Here is a 21,269-nt window from a genome sequence, read left to right as displayed (position 1 = left end):
ATCCTTCATCCTTCATTCTTCATTGTTTTGCAACCTATGGTTGACATCGGCTCGATTTATTTTTGCTAAATTAAGCTTCGTATTAGAAAAAGAGGCAATATGCTTGAACGTGAAGAAGTATTGAAATTGGCAAAGCTTTCCCGCCTGAGCGTTTCCGAAGAGGAAATTCCCGCTCTCAAGGGTCATCTGGACAACATGCTCAACCATCTGGAAGCTCTCAAGGCTCTGGACCTTTCCCATGTTGAACCCATGACCGCTGTCGAAAACGGCGCTACCATCCTCCGTGAAGATGTTCCCGTACAGGGCTTCTCCCTGGATCAGGCTTTTGCCAACGCCCCGGCAGTGGAAAACGACCACTTTGCCATTCCCAAGGTGATTGGCGGCTAGTCCGTCTCATTTTTGGGGGTAAAACATCTAATGTCCGTCCATTGTGTCGTTCCGGCCCGCATGGGTTCATCCCGCTTTCCGGGAAAGCCCCTGATTAAGATTGCCGGCAAGGAGATGATTGTGCGGACTCTCGAAAGAGCCCTGCTGGCCGAGTGCTTTGAACGCATTGTCTGTGCCACGGACTCTGAACAAATTGCCGAAGTAGTTTCTAGGGCCGGTTTTGAGTTTATCTTGACCGGCCCTGCCCATACCGGTTCGGACCGTGTGTCCGATGCCGCCAGGGCCTTGGATCTTGACCTTGTGGTAAACCTTCAGGGTGACGAACCCCTGGTGGAACCCGATGTTCTTGCCCGGGTTGCTGCAGACCTTGAACAGCATCCCGACTGCTGGGTGACGGTGGCCTGCCCGCTGAAGCCCGAGGAAGCCATGGTCAAGACCGTTGTTAAAGTTTTAGTAAAAGACGGTCTCGCCGTTGATTTTACCAGGGAAGTGCCTCCTTCAGAAGCCCACCTCTGGTATCAGCATCAGGGCATCTACGCCTATTCTAGGGCTGCCCGTGACGAGTTCTCATCTTTACCGCAGAATCAGGTGGAACTGGAACGTTCCCTGGAGCAGATGCGCATCTTGGGCCGTCGCCCGATCCGTATCGTCCAGAGTGAATATCCGTCCATCTCTGTGGATGTTCCCTCCGACGTTATTGCGGTGGAAGGGGCATTACGTAAGTTCTCTAGATAGTTCCTAGATACGTTATTAGATGAGGATCAACATGCGAGAAATAAATGAATTCAAACGAAAAGAAAATCCTTAACCTGGCCGTCTTTCTTTTTATCCTTGGGGTGGTGATTCGCTTTCTGCCCTGGGGCTTGCCTTCCATAGAAACTTTCCAGGTGGGGGAGCCTGTTGTGGTTCCCGTTTCGGACCCTGCTCCTGGGGGTGGGCTCGCTCTGGAATCCGACGGATCGCCCTCTGTGCCCCATAAGGAGGCTCTGTCTGCGGAGAGCCCGGAACTCTCCAATCAGGATTTTACAGACAAAGTAAATAGAAAGAAGGCGAAATCGACGAAGCGGAAGGTTCATTTGCCCCTGGCAATTAACAGCGCCTCTGCCGAGGATCTTTGCGCCTTGAACGGGGTTGGGCCTAAGCTTGCCGAGAAGATTGTTGCCTACAGGGAGGGGGCTGGCCCCTTCAAAACTCCCAAAGACCTTGAAAAAGTGCCCGGAATTGGCAAGAAAAAGTTGGAAGCGATGCTTCCTGGGGTGATTTTTGATTAAATTTTTAGGTATAAAAATCTATCTAAGTCGTTGATATTATGAGTGATACGAATTTATACCTAGGAATTGAAGCCGCTGATGCTTCTTTGAAGGTGGCCCTTGTGGACGCTAAGGAACGTCGTGTTCTGAAGACTGCTATTCTCGAAACCGAGACTAGCCCTCTCGACGATGTCTATGCCTTTGAAACAGTCCTTGAGGGCTGGATGGAATATGCAAAGATCGAAAGCGTCGATGCAGTCTCGATCTCGATTCCGGCCTTCCGCTCCATTGTCCGTCAGATTTTTGTTCCTGGCGAAGCCGCTGGCAATCTGGACGAATACCTCAAGTGGTATGTATCCCTCATTACCAACACCGAGGCCGATGCCTATATCATCGACCATCAGGTACTGCAGGGCGATGCAAACCTGGGCCTTACCGTAATGCTGATTGCCGTTCGTCGTGAATGGGTGGATAATCTCCGTAAGGGCTTCCGCAACAAGGCTCTTGCTCCCAAGGCCATGGACGTGGATGTGCTGTCGCTCATGAACTTGATGGATTTTGCTGAAAATGTCAACGAACTGGAATGCGTCATCAAGGCTGACTACGCCGGCGTGACCATGGTCTGGCTTACCAAGGATAACCTGCGCGCCTTGCGCTGTGTCTCTACGTTGTCCCTTGTGAACAAGTCCCGCGAAGAGGCTTACCAGATTCTTGCCGATGGCATTGCTGAACAGATTAAGCTGGCCAAAGAGGAAGATGCTTCCGTGACCACCAGCTTGGTAAACCTTTGCGGTGAAATGGCTGCCGACCTGATGTTCGTGGAAAAGCTCCGCCAACAGCTCACTGACTGCCAGTTCACCTTGATGGATTCCTTCTCTAACCTTCGCCTGCCTGTGGAGGCCGAGGATGCTGCCGCTGTGCTTAGCTGCACTGGCGCCATCGGTGCCGCCCTGAATGTGATGGAGGGTGTATGATTCACTTGAACTTGATTGATGCTGCTGAACGTCTGACTACCGTGGATACTGTTTCCCCGGTACATGTGACCAGCATTGATGACCTGAACAAGAAAAACCGCAAGAAGTTTGTAACCTCCGCTGTTGCAGCTCTTTTTGCCGTGGTTGCTTTTAGCTGCTTCCTTAGCGTGTGCGGTGTTCCCGCTCCGCTTCAGGGCTTGCTGCCTCCGGCTTACCTGTCTTTGATTGGTGCCGAAGATCCTAGCCGCTCTGCCCTTGCCTCTGGTGTGGGTCAAAGGACTTCCGCCGGTGGTTCGCTCGAGGCTCAGGCCAATGCCGCCGCAATGGCTGCCCAGCAGCGCGACAACATGACCGCTAAGCAGGTCGTGGGCGAAATCAATCCCCAGGCTCTGTACAACAACAAGCGAGTTGATTACGCAACTTACCTGCCGCTGGAAAAGGCTTCCTACCAGAAGTCTGCCGTGGGTCAGTTCGTAGCTTTCCTGAATACGGCAACTCCGGATGACGTGGGCTTCTCTGACTGCGTCTTCGAGGCTCCCAACTTCTATTACGTCCGTGGCGTGGCTGCCAAGCCTACTTCCCAGCGTAGCTTCCTTGACCGCATCAAGAGCGTTAGCTCGGACTTCAAGACTCCTCCTCTGCCGGAAAATGCTCCTGCCACAGATATTACCGCTTACGGTCGTTACAACGTGAACAACCCGAACCTGGCTTCTGTGGGCGCCTTTGTTCCCTCTGCCGATGCTGCCAACGAAATCAAGAGTCTGAAGGCTCTTGCCAGCAACAGCAAGGTTCAACTGGCTGGTCTGGACAAGCCTGTTGTCGAGGACTTCGGTGTGTACAAGCGCTATGCCTTCAATGCAACAAGCTCTGCTGATTTCAGCGATCTCCAGGCTTTCATTTCCGCTTATGCCGCATCACCTCTTCGCGTAGGCGTAAAGAAGCTTGAAATGAGACTTGTCAAGAAGGACATTGCCTCTGTTATCCGCTTCGAAATGTTCGTTACTCCGTAACAGTTTGTAGTCTATGCCTATTCGCATTACAGGCGGACTTTTGCGGGGGAGGAACGTGCCGTCTCCCGATACATCCAAGACAAGGCCAACAGCATCTCGAACTCGAGAGGCCTTGTTCAATATTCTCCAGGACGTAGAAAACTTCAAGGTCCTGGACTTGTTCGCTGGAACAGGCATCATGGGTATCGAGGCCATTAGCCGCGGTGCTGCTACGGTGACTGCCGTGGAAATGGCTCACGTTCAGGCTCAGCTGATTCATGGCGCTTACAAGAGCTTATCCTTGCTGGATAAACTTACTTTGTTAGAAAAGAACGTGCTTACCTTGTCTCGAAAGGATGTCTGTGGTGATGATGGCTTTGACTTGATCTATGCGGATCCTCCTTTCAAGGGTGTAGAATACCCTGACTTGCGCCCGTTTGTGGAATGGCTCAATCCTGGTGGAGTCGCTGTTTTTGAAGCCCCCAGCCGCGATTTGCCTGCATGGGCCAAGGAAGCCGAAGAGGCTGACGTTGCCCGCATCCGCAAGTACGGTGAATCCTCCTTGGTTATTTTCCGTAAAGCTTTGTAGATTGGATCCCATGAGGTTTCGGTTATGGATTGCAAAATGAAAGAACCCGAAAATAAGATAAAATTGCCGGAGGCCGCTGCCGTAAAAATTGCGGTCTTTGCAGGATCCTTTGATCCTTTTACAATAGGCCACCTGGATATTGTAGAGCGTGCCGCGTCCATGTTCGATGAACTGTGGGTATTGCTTGCGGTAAATGCCTCCAAGAAGTATATGCTGTCACAGGATGTTCGCTTGGAACTTGTCCGCCGCGCTGTGGCTCATTTGCCCAATGTAAAGGTAGCCGCCTTCGATGGGCTAACTGTTGATTTCATGAAATCCGTGGGAGCCAAGTTCTTGGTTCGTGGAATCAGGACCGGCGCCGATCTGGATTATGAGCAGACCGTTTCTTGGAACAACAAGATCCTTTACCCTGAATGCGAAACTGTTTTGCTTTCAAGCGCACAGGAACACTTGGCTATTAGCAGCACCGTTGTCCGCGAACTTTTGAAGTGCGGCGTTGCCCACAACGAGAACGGTGGCGAAATTTTGACCAGGTATGTTCCTGCAGGCCTGATTGACTTGCTTCTTGAAAATTTTGGAAAGTAGAAAATGAGACCATTTAAGTTTTTGCCCAAGTGCTTGCAGGTTTTGCTGATTGCCAACGCCGTCGTATTCTTCTTGGCTTTTGTCGTAGGAGGAATCCTTGGCTTGCATATTAATTTGCCTGGCGTAGGAGACGGAAATCTTAGGGAATATATTTCGATCTTTGGCGCCTTCTGGCCCTTTGCTCCCGAGCAGGCCTGGCGCTTTGTCACCTACATGTTTGTCCATGTGGATTTCTGGCATTTCCTGTTCAACATGCTGATGCTTTGGATGTTCGGCAGTGAAGTTGCCGACATGATGGGGCCGAAGCATTTTACAGGAATGTATTTCTTCTGCGGTATCTTTGCCGCTGTGTTCAGCCTGGTCATGCACTGGGTTGGCTTTACCCATAGCCCCATTATCGGTGCGTCTGGCGCCTTGATGGGAATCTTTGTGGCCTACTACAAGTTCTTCCCCAATCGCATGCTTTTGATGTTCTTCTTTTTCCCCATGCGCATAAAGTACGCCATGTGGTTCATGGTAGGCATCGATGTATTCATGGCACCTTCTGGAGATGGCGTTGCCCACTTGGCTCACTTGGGTGGCGTTGTGGGAGGCTTCCTCTACATGCATCTTTATGAAGGTGGTTTCGGCGGGTTGCTTTCCAAGGCGGAGCGGGCGGTCAAGAATGCCCGTGCGCCCAAGTTCAAGGTCCGCGACGGCGGTCGCGACGAGTCCCGCGGCAATAAGGAGTCTGACAACGTCAAGGAACCCGAAGTCCTGGAGGGCGAGGTGTTCTATGTTGACGAAGAAAAACGCATGGATGAAATTCTCAGGAAGGTCAGCAAGGAAGGCCTTAATTCCCTGACAGATGCGGAAAGACAATTCCTGCTGAAGGCTGGCGACAAGATCCGTCGTCGCCGTGGAGGCTTGTAATGAAGACTGTTCTTGGTGTTGGTGCCGCCCTTGTAGATATTCTTGCCAATGTCAGTGACGAATGGATGGAATCCCAGGGAGTCAAGAAAGGCGGAATGAATTCCGTAGATTGGCCCCAGATGGAAAAGTTTCTGAAGGCCCTCGAGAATCCTTTGCGCGTTCCGGGTGGTTCTACCTGCAATACCATGGTGGGCATTGCCAAGTTAGGCGGCAAGGCAGCCTTTATCAGTAAGGTGGGCCGAGACGAACTGGGCGAACTTTTCCAGAAGCATTTGGTTGATTCCAAGGTGGAATCCAGAATGGGCATCGCCGATGCCGCCACGGGTTGCGTGTTCAGCGCGGTAACTCCCGATGCGGAACGCTCCATGTGGACATTCCTCGGTGCATCCAGCAACCTTGGGGAAAATGATTTTACTCCCGCCCTCTTCGATGGGGTTGGCTTGCTTTTTGCCGAAGGCTATAATGCCTTTAATACGGAATGCTTCAAGAAGTCTTTTGCTCTAGCCCGTTCGCTTGGTGTGGAAACCGCCCTGGATTTCAGTTCCTTTGGTGTGGTGGACGCCTGTCGCAAGACCTTTGACGAATTATTCGAAGACAAGATGATCGATATCGTCATTGCAAACGAGGATGAAGCTTTTGCCTATGCCGGAGTCAAGGAAGAGGCTGCTTTGGATGAAATTGCCAAGAAGGCCAAGGTGGCTGTGGTAAAGCTAGGCAAACGCGGTGCCCTGATTGCCAAGGATGGCGTGGTAACCCGGGTTGGCGCCGGTGCCGCAAAGGCTATCGATACCACGGGAGCCGGCGATCTTTGGGCTGCAGGATTTATCTATGGCTACATGAACGGCTGGGATATGGAACGTGCCGGTAAATTGGGCAGTGTGGTTTCCAACGAAGTAGTCCAGGTCATGGGCGCCCAGATTCCAGAAAGTGGCTGGGACCGGATTCGAAAAGAGCTGGATTAGATTGTTTGATTTGTGTTTTGGAGGATTGAAAATGAAAAAGTCTATCAAGTATGTTGCTGCGGCATTGATGCTTGCGGCTACAGCCTTTGCCCAGGATAAGGACGTTTACATTCGCAACGTGTGCGATACCTTGCCTGAAAGTAAGAAGCCCGAGGTGAAACTTGCCCTGGCCTATGTGGAAGAAACCACATGGACAACGGACTATAAGTACGAAAACGAAAAGGATAAGCAGACCACTCGTAAAAAGAGCCTCGACGAGGTTGTTCCCTTGAGGAAAAAATTTGAATATGGTCTGCCTGTTTCCGTGACGGCAAGTTGTAGCGAAACCGAGAACAACATTTACGAGGAACTGAACTGGAATGGATCCCAGTGGGATGCTGTGTATAAGAACTATGCTACGGTCATCATGGATATCCATGGAAATACGGTAGGACAGTTCAATGAGGAAAATACCAACAACCTGTTGCTAATGTCCCTTGGAACATTGCCGGAAAACAATTCCTACAAGGCTTATGAAATCCTTCCGTCAAAGTCCTATGAATTTCAGTTTGAATGGTGGGCTGTGAATATTGTCTACCGTACGGAAACCATCACCAAGACAGAAAATCCTGATGGAAGTTCCAAGACTGAGGTTCACAATGCCTACTCGACCAAGTCTTCCTTGGGCAATGACTACGAATCTGTCATGAAAATTGCCAAGTTGTCTTCTGTGGCAAGTTCAGTGACTGACGTTTCTTTCCAGGTTCTTCACGGCGTGATGATGGATTCGACAAAGATAAAGCCTGAAGAGCTGTTCTCCAGTTCTTCCGAGGCTACAAGCAGTTCTTCCGAGGAAATCGCATCTTCCAGTAGTGTTGAATCTAGCAGTAGCGTCAGCTCCAGTAGTTCCTCAAGCGAGGTTGCCACAGGAATTGTCCGTCTGGATAAACGCCCGGTTCAGAATGCTCGTAGCGAAATGCGTCGTCTGGACGGAACCTCCGTGAAGAATAACGAAAAAGTTGTTCCTGGTGTATACTATGTGAAGGGGGCAGATGGCCTCTGGAAAAAGCAGATGGTGCTGCCTCGCTAATATTTTTTAGAAATAACGGGTTGTCAAATTCTTGGTTTGCTATATTGTGGACATGAAGAATTTGATTGCTACTCTTTTTGCAGTCGTCGTTCTTTCGGCGACTTTTGCTTTCTCTGAACCAGCCGTTGCGACCGCTGAAAAATCCACTCCCGCTGAAAATGCAGCTCCTGCAGCAGAAGTTGCAAGTTCTGCCGAAACGCCTGTGGCAGGCAGCTCCGAGGCCGCGCCGGCAGCCTCTGTCGAAGCGGAACTGAAACAGGAAATCGCTGTCAGGGATAGTGTCATGGAACTCCAGGCTAATTCCTGCTCTGTAGAAAAGGATTCCCTGAAGAAATCCCTGGAAGTGGAACAGGCAAAGAGTGCCAACTGGGAACAGAGCTACAATACTCTTAAGCAGAATAACGCTGCTTGCGCTCAGGCTTTGAGTGTTTCCATTGGAGTCAACGAAAAGAAAAAGGAAAAGGAAAGCATGGATCGCCAGCAGGCTGCCATGATGTCCTCTACAGCCTTTATGGGCGGCCTTGGTCTTGGCATGCTCCTGTTTTGGTTGATTTTCGACTAACTTACGAGGGCCACTAAGATGGTTCGAGTCTATGCCCGAATGCTCCTAGCGGCTGCCTTGATTTTGCCCGCCTCCTTGTTTGCAAAGAAGGCGGTTTTTGCTGATGGCCCTTTTGTTAAGGGAAATGTCCTTGAAGAGTACTCCCGCATTGAGTTGAAGACGGCTGAAATTGCCGCCTATATGCCTGCTACGAAAAAGCTGTTCGTGGTGGGGGACGAGAACGTGATGGAGGTGGTGGACCTGTCCGACGCCAAGAATCCAAGACGTATTGAGTCCTTTATGCTGGATGGGGAAGCTACCAGCGTCACGGCCCACGGAAATTTTGTGGCGGTGAGCCTGCTTGCAGACCCTGCCTGGGAACGAGGGAACGTAGAACTGCTTGAGGTTACAGAGGGCGCGGTCCGTAAGATGGGCGTGTATGGAGTCTGCTTCCATCCCGACATGCTGACCTTTACTCCCGATGGCAAGAAAATCCTGGTTGCCTGCGAAGGCGAACCCAGCGAAGACAAGTTGCACGATCCCGAGGGTGGAATCGCCATTCTGGATATGGACTTGATTTCTCAAGGTAAAAATCCCGTGATAACGATTCCTCTCCACGAAGCGGATTTTGAACCGGAATACATTACGGTTTCAAAGGATTCGAAGACTGCCTGGGTAAGCCTGCAGGAAAATAATGCGCTTGTTCGTGTGGATGTGGAACACGCTCATGTGGATACGATATTTGACTTAGGCTTTGTGGATCATACCCAAAAGGGTTTTGCCTTGGACGCGGTAAAGGATGGCAAAATCCGCATCGAAAATGCGAACATCCGAAGCCTTCGCCAGCCCGATGGAATCAAGGCCTTTGAAGTGAATGGCAAGACTTACGTGGCTACTGCTAATGAAGGGGAGGATGGTGCCAAGGCGAATCCTCGATTTGCAGAAACAGTTTGCGGTAAGGATCCAAACTGCAAACTGATGTACGGGACCCGTTCCATTTCCATCTTTGACGGAACCACGGGAAAGCTTGTATGGGATTCCGGGGAACAGCTGGAAAGAACTTTCGCAGAAGTTGCGCCGGAGTATTTCAACTGGAATTCCAAGAAAGGAAAGAAGAAGGTGGATGCCCGCAGTGATGACAAGGGCTGCGAACCGGAAAATATTACAGTGGGAAACTTGAAGGGCGCTGATGGAAAAATTCGTCGGTTGGCCTTTGTTGGATTGGAACGCATGAGTGGTATCGCCACCTTTGACTTTACGGATATTGGAGTCAACGGCAAGATGCCGAAGTTGGTTGGTTACTACATGGACCCCAAGGATCGCGGTCCCGAAGGCGTACTTTTTATTTCTGCAGAAGAAAGCCCCGTTGCAGGCACCGCTCTGCTTGTTGTGGGCTACGAATACAGCAAGACCCTTGTGATTTATAAAGTGAAGTAAAAACGGACCCCGAATTCGCTAAATAACGGCTTCCGGCCACGGGTGTTTGGGGTATCGTCCTCTCAGTTCCTTTCGTAACTCAGGATAGGTGTTTTTCCAGAATCCCGTAAGGTCCCAGGTCTTTTGCATGCTGCGGAAATTTGGCGCCAGAATGTCGTAACGGACTCGCAGTTTCTTGTCTGCAATCCAGTGCTCGCCTGTAATTGGCGAAGCTATTCCTGAGGCGCGGTCCACCTGCATAAAGTCCTCGATGCGGGCGGAAACTTCAATGAGGACGCCTTCTGCGCTCTGGGTCATGAGGTTACTGCCTGGCGTTCCCGGCTCGGGAACATCGACTTCCTGATAAGTATAGCGGGCCTTCTTTCCGTTGGGCAATACGAAATGATCCGGGAAAGTCTTGTGAAGCCACTGGAGCATGGACTTCCCGAAGTACTCTTCTAGAATGTTGCGGTAACGGTCTTCGTTCAGGTCTCTAAGGAGGAAAATGCCGTTGGTGAATTCGTCAAAGATCAGTTCCATGTCTTCTTCGTTGAATTCCGGCAATGCGAACTCCGGATAGAGTTTTGCCGCAAGGCGCATCTTGATGAGAAGCGTTTGCAAATCTTCTGTAAGGTAACGCCCGGTCCAGTTTTCCTTTTCAAGCTTTTCCTTCCAAGCGTCTACGGTCAGTTCCTTCAGCTTGGTTAGTACCGCGGGGGAGGCCTCCTGCGGGAGAATTTCACGTTCGGCGGATCCCTGGATTTCCTTTCCGATAAAACGTTCTTGGCCGTTGCGCCACAGCAGTTCGTATCGTGCAGGCTCGTCGTTACCTGCGATAAACTCCTTAGCAACAGGAACGTAAAGATTCAGACGAAGTTCTATCTTGGAACCAGTTCCGGTACGGAGCATTCCCATGGCCAACAGGGCGAAGGGCGGTTCCGCGACCTGCAGGCGAATTACGTTCTGGTTTTCAAGCTTGTAGGCTCCTGTAGACGTGGGGGAGGCCAACCTGTCAGGATAGGACTTCAGCAACAGTTTGATGGTTTCGCTTTCGTTGTTGGGAGCAGTCCTGTAGTTTTCTTTCTTGCAGTAATCCTGCAGTTGCCTTAAGGTCAAGGTTACTTCGCGAGGAACGCTGACGGATTTGCTTGCCGTGTCATTTGCCAGCATCATAAGGCTGACAGGCTGCTTGTTTTTCTGCAGGGCTTCTCCGCCGGAGTGGATCCAGGCCATGGCAGAAAGAGTTAAGTCGCTGATTCCCGATTCCTTGGCTGAAATAAGCATCAGTGCCAGGTGAATGTCTGAAAGGGGCGTGTGTATTGCCTGAAGTCCAAGGGAGGTGATTGAACCATCTTCGGACAACATGCCCAAGCGCTTCAATAGAGAATTTGCGGTGGCTTCACGATTGCCTGGAATTGCCGTGGGAAGAATCAGCTTGAGTGCGCCTGCATCGTCAAGATATTTTTCCAGTGCGGCCTTTTGCAGAATGAGTTCCGTCGGTTCAATCTGCGTTACCTCAGGAATGATTCCCTTGGGCATACGCTTTTCTGCATCTTCGCTCCAGAGGCGTATGGCGCAGCCGTTCTGTGTACGGCCGGAACGTCCCGAACGCTGTATGGCGTTTTGCATGGAAATGGGCGCCGTCCTTAGTACGTTGACATTCTCGCTGTCGTCGTATTCGGATATGCGTTCCACACCGCTATCCACCACGCCGCTTACGTTTGGTACGGTTATGGATGTTTCTGCAATGTTTGTGGTAAAGATGACTCGCGGGTTTTCCGTTTCCTCAAAAATACGGTCCTGGGTCTCCCGGTCCTGACCGCCGTACAGTTCAAGAAATTCCGCAGAACTTGTTCCCAGGGCTTCTTCTGCGGCTGTCTTGCATCGGGCGATTTCGCCCTTGCCTGGCAGGAACACCAGGGTGGTTTTCCAGATGTTGTTGGCCTTCAGGGTTCGTAGAGCCCTTACCACTTCCGCTTCCTGGGGATTGCCTGTAATGGGGGCCTGGTTCAGGATCTGTACCGGGTATAGAGGGTGGCCAAGTTCGAGGCATTTCACGCCGAGGGCAGTTTCCATTTCTTCCCGGTTCAGTTTCGCAGACATAACCGCGATTCTCGGAACCTTCGTTGAGTGTTGTTCGCCGCCCTTCGTATCCGTGGCCTGGAGCTTAAGCAGGTAAGAGAACAGAAGGTCCATGTCGGCCTTCCGTTCGTGGTATTCGTCGAACAGAACCCATTCCGCGTCCATCTTGCCGTGGAGCAGTTCCTGCAAGAAGTTTCCGTAGGTCTGGAACAGGATGCGGGTTTCCGCAGACTTGCAAGTGTCCTGTCTGAACTGGTAACCGACGGTCTTGCCGCAGGGCTCGTTATGCAGTTTCGCAGAATATTGCGCCAGAGACAAGGCGGCGATTCGTCTGGGCTGCAGCACCACTACACGTCCACTGCAATGTCTGGACAAGAACCAAGGGATATAGAGGGACTTACCCGAACCAGTGGGCGCTTCCACCAGCAGGTTTTTGGAGCTCTCCAAGGCTGCTTCCAGCTTTCCTTCTTCTTCGGCAATGGCTAGGTCGTTGTAATGGCGCATGACGATTAACAATTAACAATGAACAATTAACAATTAACAATGAAGAATGAGTCGCTTTTCACTTTTCATCTTTCATTCTTCATTTTTCATTTAAAAAAAGCGCGACTTTCATCGCGCTATTTCTTTAAACTTAAACCTTTAAGCTTTAGGCTAGCCGCGGGGGAACTTCAGCTTTTCGCCGGTAGCCACATCCACATAGGGCTTCTTGCCTTCGCGGAACTTCTGGTTGATGACCAGGTTCTCGATACGGCGCTTGACACCTGCGTCAGTCTTGCAGAAGAAGTAGACGACCTTGTTGGTGCCCGGCACCAGGAACATGGCCAGCTTGTACTTCTGCTTAACGGCGTTGCGGAACAACTTCAGGTCTTCCTTCTTGGGGATGACGTAGCTGCTACCATCCTTGATTTCGCAAATCATGTCGGCATCGGCCAGGAGGGCTTCGGACTTCTGCTTGAGGGCGGCGAAGTTGGGCTCGGTGTTCTTCTTGATGGTTTCAACGCTGAAAGCGCCACCGCCTTCCTTCAGTGCCTTGCGGACACCGCGGATGGCAAAAATAACCAAGACAATAACTACCAAAAGAATCAGGTAGGGCCAGTAGTTGGCGAGAAAGTCTAACATAGATACCTCGAATATCTCTTTGTTCGCTGCCAAATATAGAAAAATAAGAATCGATATTTATGCAGTACCCGTGTTAAATATTTTATCTTTTGACCCATTAGAGGTCCCATGTTTCATAAATTGAAAAGAATCTGTGCAATTTGTACCCTTGCCCTTTGCTCTGTGGAAGCGGCAGCGGCTTCTTGCGCTGATGGGACTAAGATCGGGGCTATCCGTTTCGAAGGCCTGGAACATACCAAGCCCCGTGTGGTGGAACGGGAAATTCTTCACAAGGTTGGGGACGCCTACTCCGCAGAAACCTTTGAATCCGAAAAGCTGAAACTCCAGGATCTGGACCTCTTTACCGACATTTCCGCGGAATGTGAAACCTCCGGTTCTTCCGCGACCTTGACTTACAGGTTCAAGGAAATTTTCCGCTGGATTCCGTCTCCTGCAGGCAAGTCCACTGACCGCGATGGACTGATGATAGGCCTTGCCTTGGCGAACTTGAATGTGCTGGGGGAGGACATTCGAGCCGAGGTGCAATACCGTACGGCGGTAGACCCGATTTTTGAAAGCAACGAATATGCCTTCTACGCAAGTTCTCCCTACCTGTTTGGAATTCCGCTGGGCTGGAACTTTGAATTCCTGAGGACGGACAGCTGGGACGATATCCGCGGTTTCCAGGATGACAGTTATCTGGCTGACCTGGATTTGGATTATCAGTTCTCTGCCAATATGTCCCTGCTTGGAACCTTGGCCTTTCGCTCTTTGAAGAATGCTGCAACCCTGCCCGAGGCTGGCCTTGGCTTTGCCTTTGATTTCCGCGACAGCAAGCTGGACAGCCGAAAGGGCGTGTACTTCGAGTACATGCTGACCCACGTTGGCATGGGCGATACGAGTGATTCGGGTTGCAATATTAATGCAGTTGAAAATACAGAAGCTGCTGGCTGTAACGGCATGGGTGGCGAAAATTTCTGGGAGTACCTGGTGGACGCCCGGGCATATTTCAGCCTTTGGCGATTTGTTACGGGAACCACAGCCCTTGTGCGAGTGCGCCCCGGCGATGTGGAGCGCTATGACTACTTCTACCATGGCGGTGCAAACACCTTCCGCGGTCACGAGGCCGACAGCAATAGTATCGGAGTTCACGAAGCCCTCCTGACCTTGGAAGAACGTTTTGTTCTGCGTGAGCGAAAGCCGGCTTCCTTGTGGGGAATCAATTTCTTCTATGGAGTCCAGTTGGTGGCTGGTCTTGATGGAAGCCTCCTCTGGGATGAGGGAACTCCCAGCTGGAAGAATTACGAAGGTGCTGTCTATGGTGGTCTTCATCTTGTGATTCCTGCGCTGGATCGCGTTCGCTTTGAAGTCGGTTACAGCCCAGACCGTGGTGAACCCGTCTTCTATTTTGGTTTGTTCGACAAGACGACCTCTGCTCGCTGGCGCAGCAGGTAAAAAGCTCGAACCTGGCGCCTCGAACCTACTTGACTTTTTATAAATAATTGCTAACTTTTCGTTACATATTCTGAAAAACAAAAAAGATTAAAGTCCATGGTGGACTTTTGTGGAGTATAAATGGCTATTAACTATTTGGATTTGCCTATCGGACGTAAGTATCCTTACGAAGTGGATTGCGTCGTTGAAATTGGTAAGGATACTAACCTCAAGTACGAGTACGATGAACGCCTTCACGTTTTCCGTTTGGATCGTTGCCTTCTGAGTTCCATGAGCTATCCCTGTACCTATGGTTTTATTCCCAGCACTAAGGCCGACGATGGCGATGCCTTGGATATGCTGATTTACAGCCCGGCTTCCATGATGACCGGTAGCGTTTGCACTTGCCGTGTGATTGGCGCTCTTGACATGACCGACGGCGGCAAGAAGGACTACAAGGTTTTGGGCGTGCCCGTGTTCAATCCCCGTCCGATCAAGGACATTACCGATGTAGACCAGATGTTCCTCCGCATTACCAAGAACTTCTTCCAGAACTACAAGGAATTGGAAGGCAAGGATGTTCAGATTGGTGAATGGATGAATGCTGAATTTGCCCGCGAAAAGGTGATTGTGGCTCATCGCGCCTACTTCCAGAACCAGGTGCAGATTCCTGAAACCTGCTACCAGGAACCCGAAGGCGTCACCAACCTCCCTCCGGAAGAGCTTATTTAGGGCGAGTGTCGCGAATAATCATCGCAAAAAAGAAAAGCCAGCGTTAAGCTGGCTTTTTTTGTATTCACTAGAAAGTTCTTACCTGTACCGGAATCTTTTGCACAATCTTTCTGGCCGTATCCTCCAGGAAATCCTTGGGCAGCGGCAGCACATCGGGAATCATGGTCTGGCGGATCACCGTGTAAAGCTGTACTTCCACAAAGTGCTCCGGACAGGAATTGTAGATGCGGGTAAGATTCTGGATGTACTGTTCCACTTCCGTTTCGCTGGGGGAGTCTCCCTGGAGACTGCACTGCATTGTCTGGATGCAGATGGGGTACATCTTGATGACTTTTTCCAGGTTGGAAAGAATGGTGTCGAACTTCACTGCGGAACGGTTCATTCGCTTGTACCATTCCTCGGTGCCTGCGTCCAGCTTTGCCCAGATTTCGCCGTCGCTTTCCAGCAGGTATTGCAGGGCTTCTTCCACCTTTTCGTTCCCAAGACGGCTTGCGTTGGTAATCAGGCGCAACTTGAAATTACCAAGACCGCTGGGATCATCTTTTGTATACTTTGTCTGAAATTCCTTCTGGATTTCTCTCATGCGCTTGCACACATCAGGAAATTCCTTGACGATGGTGGATTCTCCGTCTCCGGAAAGGCAGAGGTCCTTGATAATCTTCTTGTCAGAAGGTACGTTCCCGAAGAAGTCGCACTTGTCGAATTCGCCGCTTTCGTAGAATGCCAGGAACTGTCGCAGTTCGCGTTCTACGCCGTCTACGTCGATAGGTACAGAGGGATGGCCGTCTTGAGGGCCGCTCTGGCAGTAAGCGCAGGAAAAGGAACACTTATGGTCGGGATTCAGGTTTATACCGACGGAGAGCCCGCCTGCACGGCGGCTGATAACGGGATAGACCCAGGTGTTGTCTTTCCAAAGGCGGGAGTGGTCGCTCCACGCTGCAATCAAAGCCTTTTCTTGTTCAGTCATGGCTTAAATATAAAAATAGAAGGCCTTTGTTTGCTACATTTCAAATATGCAGTTGCAAAAAAAATTGACAAGTTTTTTCTTGAAAGCCGCTTTTGTGTCCTTGGCCGTTTTCGCCTTGGCCATACCCGCTGCTGCCGACGGCATTATGCCTCAGGCTCTTTCTGCAGGTGGTGCGGTTACCCGTGATAGACAGTTGAATGAAATCCGTGAAGTGATGCGTGGTGGTCGAGGCGGCTATATTGATGCCGGACTTTATTACACCCCTTCTTCGGAACAGCTTCCGCTCCAAAGTCAATATGGTGAACATGACGGTTATGCCTTTAGGCATCATTTGGCTGGTTTTGGATCCGGCTATGTAGGCAATAACAACCATGTGGGATTCCTCCTTTGGTTCGACCGCTCCGGTTGGGATGGTGAGGATTTTCTGTTCTTCCCGCAGTATAATGATTTTGCCATGGAACGTTCCGTAACAACTTGGGGCGTTACCTACACCAATACGGTGGCAAACATGACTCTTGCTGCCGGTATGCAGCACCAGAATGTGGAACATGTCGGCAAGATCTATCCTAACGAGGATGATTCCCTGGCTTACAGCTGGGCTCACTTGCGCTGGAATAATATAAGTGTTCAGGGAAACCTGTACAAGTCCGACTGGCGTAGCGTCCGTATTGCTCTGGACCTGGAATCCCGAATGATCTATGGTGGGCGAGTGAACGGTCCGTTGACCTACCTGCCCAATATCGACTTGACCATTTTCAACAATGACGACGACAAGAACCTTCGCGTTACCTGGGAACAGAACCTGTTTGCCCAGCGCTTTTATGCTAAGGGAATCTTTGATGTTAACGACAAGAAGTTCCACTCTGCAACCTTGACCTATTATCCAGACCCTTCCAGAATGGTGGGCTTCGAGGCTTCCTGCCTGTGGCGTGGTGACGACTATAGCGATGTGCTGATTGGTGGTGCCATCGACCTGCTCTTTGTTCGACTCAGCTATAATTCTGCTTACGATTACGACAATTTCTTTGGAGCAAAGGGAACCTTCCTTGCCGAAATCAAGTTCAGCTTGGCAACCATCGATGGATTCCTCTTTGGCAGGGGTGCATCCAAGACCGCTCCTCTTGAAACCAGTGTGCTGAAGCAGAAGAACAAGGACATGCCTCCCGAGGGTGGCCTGATGCAGGCTAATCCTGCCGAGCCAAAGACTGTAGAGGCCAAGGGTGTCCGTTATGAAAGGGCCGGAGGTAAGAAGTAATGTCTGGATTTAAAAAGTTTATGCCCCTGGCTGTAAAGGTTCTTTTTGTCTTGGTGGTTTCTGTCTGCCTTTCCGGCTGTATCAGCCATTATGTTGAGGAGTCCACCAGCCGTCTCCAGGTAGAAAACGCCACTGAGGATTATTCCATCTTGGCTGTGGATGTGGTCTCCATGGATGGGCAGTCTTCCAAGTCCTGGATCAAGGAAACCGTCCTTCCTGGTGAGCGCAGTCGCGTGGTGGAAGAAGACTGGGTCGGGGAGTTTACACTCCGTTTCAAGTACACCAAGTCCACGGATGGTTCTGGCGAAACCCTGGTAGATACCCATAAGTTCAGTCTGGAAGGTGGAAGTTTGTACTTAGTGGTTGAATCCGACGGGGATTCTTTGACATATCGCTTCCGTTAACCCAACGATTTTAGCCTATTTTCTAGATTTAGCCTGTGCAGATTACAAAACTAAAGATTTTTGGATTCAAGTCCTTTGCCCAAAGGACCGAAGTGAATTTCCCTACCAAGGGCCTTACGGCTGTGGTGGGTCCCAATGGTTGCGGTAAGTCTAACATTACCGATGCTATCCGCTGGGTGCTTGGCGAACAGAAGGCCGCTGCACTTCGTATGGGCAAGATGCAGGACGTGATCTTTAGCGGTACCGAAGAGCGTGCCGCCATGAGCCTTGCAGAAGTCTCCATCGTCATCGACAACAGCGATGGAACTTTGAATTCTGAATATTCCGAAGTGGTGGTTACCCGCCGCGTCCATCGTGACGGTTCCGGCGAGTACCTGATCAATAACCAGGAATGCCGTCTTCGCGACGTCCATGCCCTGCTTTTTGACTCCGGTCTTGGTTCCAGTACTTATTCCCAGATGAACGCCGACATGATTAAGGCGGTTCTTTCTGACAAGGCCGATGACCGTCGAGTTCTTTTCGAAGAAGCCGCAGGCGTCAGCAAGTATAAGCAGCAGCGTAAGGAAACCCGCCGCCAGTTGGAACGTGTGCAGATGGATATGGACCGCGTCGAGGACAACCTCCGTAATGTCCGCCGTTCTGTACGTATGTACGAAACCCAGGCCGAAAAGGTCAATGAATTTAAGCGCTTGAATAGGCGCCTCCGTGAACTGGACCTGTCTATCAGTATCGACAAGTACGAAGACATGAAGGACGGTCTTTCTACCTTGGATACCACATCTCGCCGTATGAACCACGAGGTGGAATCTGCAAAGACCAAGGCCACGGAACTCCAGACCAAAATCGACGAGAAGAAACTTCTCATTAGCGAAGACGAAACCGCCTATCGCGACTTGGAACGTGAAGTCCAGAAGGCTACCATTAGCCTTAACGACTTGAACAACAATTTTGGACGAATCCGCGATACCATTTCTGCCTTGGAAAGCGCCAATGATAAGGCCCAGGAAGAAATCACCCGTAGTCAGGGCAAGGTGGAGGAACTGACGGTTGAACAGTCCCGCCTTGAAGAAGAAAATGCGGTTCTTGGTTCCGACAGCGACATGGACGAGATGAACGCCCTGCTGGAACGTGAACGCGAAGTATTGCAGGTCATGCGCGACAAGCTGGATGACCTTCGCCAACAGTCCAGGGAACTTTCCAACGAACGCCTCCAGGCAACCAACAAGGCCAACTCCCTCAGGAGCCGCTTTGAACGTATGGATGCCGAGTCTGCCCTTCTGCAGGGCAACCTGGAAAAGTGGAACAACGAAATTGAAGGCCTCAAGTCCCAGAAGGCTGAGGCCGAAGATGCCATCCGCGATATCAAGGATGGCGTGGACCAGGCTAACGCCAACCTGGAACGTCTTGAAGAACAGAAGTCTACCCGCGAGGATCGTCTGGATGGCGAACGCGGCGAATTGACTGATGCCCAGAAGAAACTGCAGGATCTGAAGAACGAAGAAACCCGTCTCCGCTCCAGAATCGACGTCCTGCAGAGCGTGGCTAACGAAGGTACCGACGCCAGCCGCTGGCTTGTAGAAAACAAGGCTGAGCTCATAGGCGGAATCCTTTCCGAACGTATCGAGGCTGTTCCCGAATATGCATCTCAGGTGGAAGCTGCCCTTGGCGACTTGATGGATGCTGTCATTGTCTCTAACGAAGGCAACGCTTCTGAAATTGTGGAATCCATGAAGGGCTACAACGTGGGGAAGGCGCTTCTCGCCCTTACCCAGGTTCCGGCTCCCGCATATCAGGGTACCGTAGACGGTGCCGGTGTGGTGGGCTGCCTGAACCAGTTCGTCAAGGCCGATGGCGAAATCAGCGGTTGGCTCTCTGGAATTCTGTCCCGCTACTATGTGGTGGACTCCCTCCAGACTGCGCTTTCGCTGGCCAAGAACATGCGTGACCAGGACCTTTGCTTTGTGGCTCCCGATGCCATTGTACGTACCAGCGGTCTTGTCAGTAGCGGTGCGGCTACCTCCGGCGCCCTTTCCCGCAAGAACGAAATCGCCGAGGCTAACGCCCTACTTGAAAACGTGCTGGCTGAAGTTGAAGTCCAGACTGAGGAAATCGGCCGCCTCCAGGACCTTGTGGACGAAGACGTCCAGATGCTGGAATCCATCGTAGATGAAATTCGAGAACAGCAGGAAACCCAGCGTGGCGCTAACTCCGCTGTTGCAATCCATAACAATACGGTCTTGAGCTGCGAGCGCCGTCTGAACCAGTTGGAAGCTGAAGTCCAGAACGCCATGGCCAAGATTCAGGCTGCCGAGGATTCCAAGAACAGCGATGCTGAACTTGCCGAAGCCCAGTCCGCCGTGGAACGTGCAGAAGAACAGTATTCCTCTGTCAACGACCAAATGTCCGAGCAGGAAACCATGTATCGCGAAAAGGAAGAAGAAGTTCGCGAACTGGAACGCGCCGCTCAGGACAAGAATGCAAAGCTTGCCCAGAATACCAACCGCCTTCGTGGTATTGCCGAACAGATTGAATTCCTGGAAAACTCCATCCGCAATCGCAATGCAGAAATCGAGACCAACCTCCAGAATATCGACAAGAACAACGAAGACTCCAGGGATCTGGAAACCCAGATCCAGAGCAAGGATTCTGAACTTCGTGACTTGGAACAGCAGCGTGACCTTGCCCGTGAGAAGTACGAACTTGTGTCCGGCGATATCGAAGACTGGCGCTCCGAAGTAAACACCCTTCGTGACGACATGATCGAAAAGATGAAGGAATTGAATGATGTGGGCCGCCGTCAGGAAGCCTTGCAGGCAAACCTGGATCGTCTGGTGGAACGCATCACCAATGAATGGTCTGTAGATCTCGCCAATCCCGAAGACGTTGAACGTGTGGAATACAGCCAGCCCGAAGCCGATCGCGAAGTCCGTGAACTCCGCGGCAAGATCAAGGAACTGGGCCCTGTCAATGTCAACGTGATGGAAAACTACGAAGACGAAAAGAAGCGTCTCGAGGAAGTGGAAAAGCAGTTCGACGATCTCGATCGTGCCCGCGCCTCTCTCGACCGTACCATCACCAAGCTGGATGACATCGCCCGTCAGCGCTATCTTGAAACCTTCAGCCGTATCCAGAAGAACTTCCAGTTTGTCTTCAGTAAGCTGTTCCTGAACGGCGAAACCAAGATGAGCCTTGTGGAAAAGGTGGATGAAATGGGCAAACCCATGGATATCCTAGATGCAGACATCGAAATCAACGTTCGACCCACCGGTAAGAAGATGCGCGGCATCAAGGCCCTGTCTGGTGGTGAACACGCCTTGACCGCTACGGCCTTGCTGTTCGCTATCTACATGGAAAAGCCGTCTCCCTACTGCGTGCTGGACGAAGTGGATGGTCCTCTGGACGACGCCAACGTGGGTCGTTTCATGGCACTCCTCCGCGAATTCAGTAAGCAGACCTTGTTCATCGTGGTGACCCATAACAAGCGTACCATGGCCGAAGCCGATATGCTTTACGGTGTGACTCAGGAAATCAAGGGCATTTCCCGCATTGCGAGCGTCCAGCTGGCCGATGCAACCAAGTTCGCAATCTAAGGGTAGTTTTTTACGTCATCCTGGAACGAG

The 21,269-nt window shown here is 51.1% G+C and carries 20 protein-coding genes; 17 read left to right on the top strand and 3 right to left on the bottom strand.

What is annotated here, in order from left to right:
- Window positions 1–99: 99 nt before the first annotated feature.
- From gatC to MJZ26_03905, 12 genes are read left to right on the top strand one after another with little or no spacing between them, the layout of a single operon-like run.
- Window positions 100–387 (top strand): Asp-tRNA(Asn)/Glu-tRNA(Gln) amidotransferase subunit GatC, encoded by a 288-nt coding sequence (gatC, locus tag MJZ26_03960; GenBank protein ID MCQ2104929.1) that lies wholly within the window; start codon window positions 100–102, stop codon window positions 385–387.
- Window positions 388–417: 30 nt separating this feature from the next.
- Entirely contained in the window at window positions 418–1,122 is a 705-nt protein-coding gene (locus MJZ26_03955) for an NTP transferase domain-containing protein (protein ID MCQ2104928.1), read from the top strand.
- 44 nt (window positions 1,123–1,166) lie between these two features.
- Window positions 1,167–1,658, top strand: coding sequence for a helix-hairpin-helix domain-containing protein (locus MJZ26_03950; GenBank protein ID MCQ2104927.1), 492 nt, complete (start codon window positions 1,167–1,169; stop codon window positions 1,656–1,658).
- Between the two features lie 38 nt (window positions 1,659–1,696).
- Window positions 1,697–2,611: a hypothetical protein gene (locus MJZ26_03945; protein MCQ2104926.1), complete on the top strand. Its 915-nt coding sequence runs from the start codon at window positions 1,697–1,699 to the stop codon at window positions 2,609–2,611.
- Complete coding sequence (locus MJZ26_03940; GenBank protein MCQ2104925.1) at window positions 2,608–3,621, top strand: hypothetical protein; 1,014 nt, start codon at window positions 2,608–2,610, stop codon at window positions 3,619–3,621. The genes MJZ26_03945 and MJZ26_03940 overlap by 4 nt, the downstream gene beginning before the upstream one ends.
- Before the next feature lie 13 nt (window positions 3,622–3,634).
- Complete coding sequence (gene rsmD, locus MJZ26_03935) at window positions 3,635–4,189, top strand: 16S rRNA (guanine(966)-N(2))-methyltransferase RsmD (protein MCQ2104924.1); 555 nt, start codon at window positions 3,635–3,637, stop codon at window positions 4,187–4,189.
- A 36-nt stretch (window positions 4,190–4,225) separates the two neighbouring features.
- The gene (gene coaD, locus MJZ26_03930) at window positions 4,226–4,774 is read left to right on the top strand and encodes a pantetheine-phosphate adenylyltransferase (protein ID MCQ2104923.1); all 549 of its coding nucleotides are present in this window, start codon (window positions 4,226–4,228) and stop codon (window positions 4,772–4,774) included.
- A 3-nt stretch (window positions 4,775–4,777) separates the two neighbouring features.
- The gene (locus MJZ26_03925; GenBank protein MCQ2104922.1) at window positions 4,778–5,686 is read left to right on the top strand and encodes a rhomboid family intramembrane serine protease; all 909 of its coding nucleotides are present in this window, start codon (window positions 4,778–4,780) and stop codon (window positions 5,684–5,686) included.
- Window positions 5,686–6,648, top strand: coding sequence for an adenosine kinase (locus MJZ26_03920; GenBank protein ID MCQ2104921.1), 963 nt, complete (start codon window positions 5,686–5,688; stop codon window positions 6,646–6,648). The genes MJZ26_03925 and MJZ26_03920 overlap by 1 nt, the downstream gene beginning before the upstream one ends.
- 31 nt (window positions 6,649–6,679) lie before the next feature.
- On the top strand, window positions 6,680–7,717 hold the full coding sequence (locus tag MJZ26_03915) for a hypothetical protein (GenBank protein ID MCQ2104920.1): 1,038 nt from the start codon (window positions 6,680–6,682) through the stop codon (window positions 7,715–7,717).
- 52 nt (window positions 7,718–7,769) lie between these two features.
- Complete coding sequence (locus MJZ26_03910; GenBank protein MCQ2104919.1) at window positions 7,770–8,279, top strand: hypothetical protein; 510 nt, start codon at window positions 7,770–7,772, stop codon at window positions 8,277–8,279.
- A gap of 18 nt (window positions 8,280–8,297) precedes the next feature.
- Complete coding sequence (locus tag MJZ26_03905) at window positions 8,298–9,695, top strand: alkaline phosphatase (GenBank protein ID MCQ2104918.1); 1,398 nt, start codon at window positions 8,298–8,300, stop codon at window positions 9,693–9,695.
- Between the two features lie 18 nt (window positions 9,696–9,713).
- Here MJZ26_03905 and MJZ26_03900 read toward each other — a convergent pair whose 3' ends face one another.
- Both MJZ26_03900 and MJZ26_03895 read right to left on the bottom strand, forming a co-directional pair.
- Complete coding sequence (locus tag MJZ26_03900; GenBank protein MCQ2104917.1) at window positions 9,714–12,260, bottom strand: hypothetical protein; 2,547 nt, start codon at window positions 12,258–12,260, stop codon at window positions 9,714–9,716.
- Between the two features lie 150 nt (window positions 12,261–12,410).
- Entirely contained in the window at window positions 12,411–12,878 is a 468-nt protein-coding gene (locus MJZ26_03895) for a DUF1248 domain-containing protein (GenBank protein ID MCQ2104916.1), read from the bottom strand.
- A gap of 108 nt (window positions 12,879–12,986) precedes the next feature.
- Between MJZ26_03895 and MJZ26_03890 the strand changes: the two genes are divergently transcribed.
- Together MJZ26_03890 and MJZ26_03885 are read left to right on the top strand one after the other, a co-directional pair.
- Window positions 12,987–14,312: a BamA/TamA family outer membrane protein gene (locus MJZ26_03890; protein ID MCQ2104915.1), complete on the top strand. Its 1,326-nt coding sequence runs from the start codon at window positions 12,987–12,989 to the stop codon at window positions 14,310–14,312.
- Between the two features lie 120 nt (window positions 14,313–14,432).
- The gene (locus MJZ26_03885; protein MCQ2104914.1) at window positions 14,433–15,023 is read left to right on the top strand and encodes an inorganic diphosphatase; all 591 of its coding nucleotides are present in this window, start codon (window positions 14,433–14,435) and stop codon (window positions 15,021–15,023) included.
- A gap of 67 nt (window positions 15,024–15,090) precedes the next feature.
- Here MJZ26_03885 and MJZ26_03880 read toward each other — a convergent pair whose 3' ends face one another.
- A complete protein-coding gene (locus MJZ26_03880) occupies window positions 15,091–15,990 on the bottom strand; it encodes a hypothetical protein (protein ID MCQ2104913.1) in 900 nt (299 codons plus the stop codon).
- A gap of 94 nt (window positions 15,991–16,084) precedes the next feature.
- On the opposite strand from MJZ26_03880, the gene MJZ26_03875 reads away from it, so the two are divergent.
- From MJZ26_03875 to smc, 3 genes are read left to right on the top strand one after another with little or no spacing between them, the layout of a single operon-like run.
- Window positions 16,085–17,245, top strand: a complete 1,161-nt coding sequence (locus MJZ26_03875) for a hypothetical protein (GenBank protein MCQ2104912.1) — start codon at window positions 16,085–16,087, stop codon at window positions 17,243–17,245.
- Window positions 17,245–17,649 (top strand): hypothetical protein, encoded by a 405-nt coding sequence (locus MJZ26_03870; protein MCQ2104911.1) that lies wholly within the window; start codon window positions 17,245–17,247, stop codon window positions 17,647–17,649. Before MJZ26_03875 ends, MJZ26_03870 begins: the two co-directional genes overlap by 1 nt.
- 35 nt (window positions 17,650–17,684) lie before the next feature.
- Window positions 17,685–21,239, top strand: coding sequence for a chromosome segregation protein SMC (gene smc, locus MJZ26_03865; GenBank protein MCQ2104910.1), 3,555 nt, complete (start codon window positions 17,685–17,687; stop codon window positions 21,237–21,239).
- Window positions 21,240–21,269 lie beyond the last annotated feature (30 nt).

It is taken from the genome of Fibrobacter sp. (genome assembly GCA_024398965.1).
Taxonomy (GTDB): Bacteria; Fibrobacterota; Fibrobacteria; order Fibrobacterales; family Fibrobacteraceae; genus Fibrobacter.
Note: the sequence above shows the minus strand (reverse complement) of the source record. Positions and strands in the feature narration are given on the sequence as shown.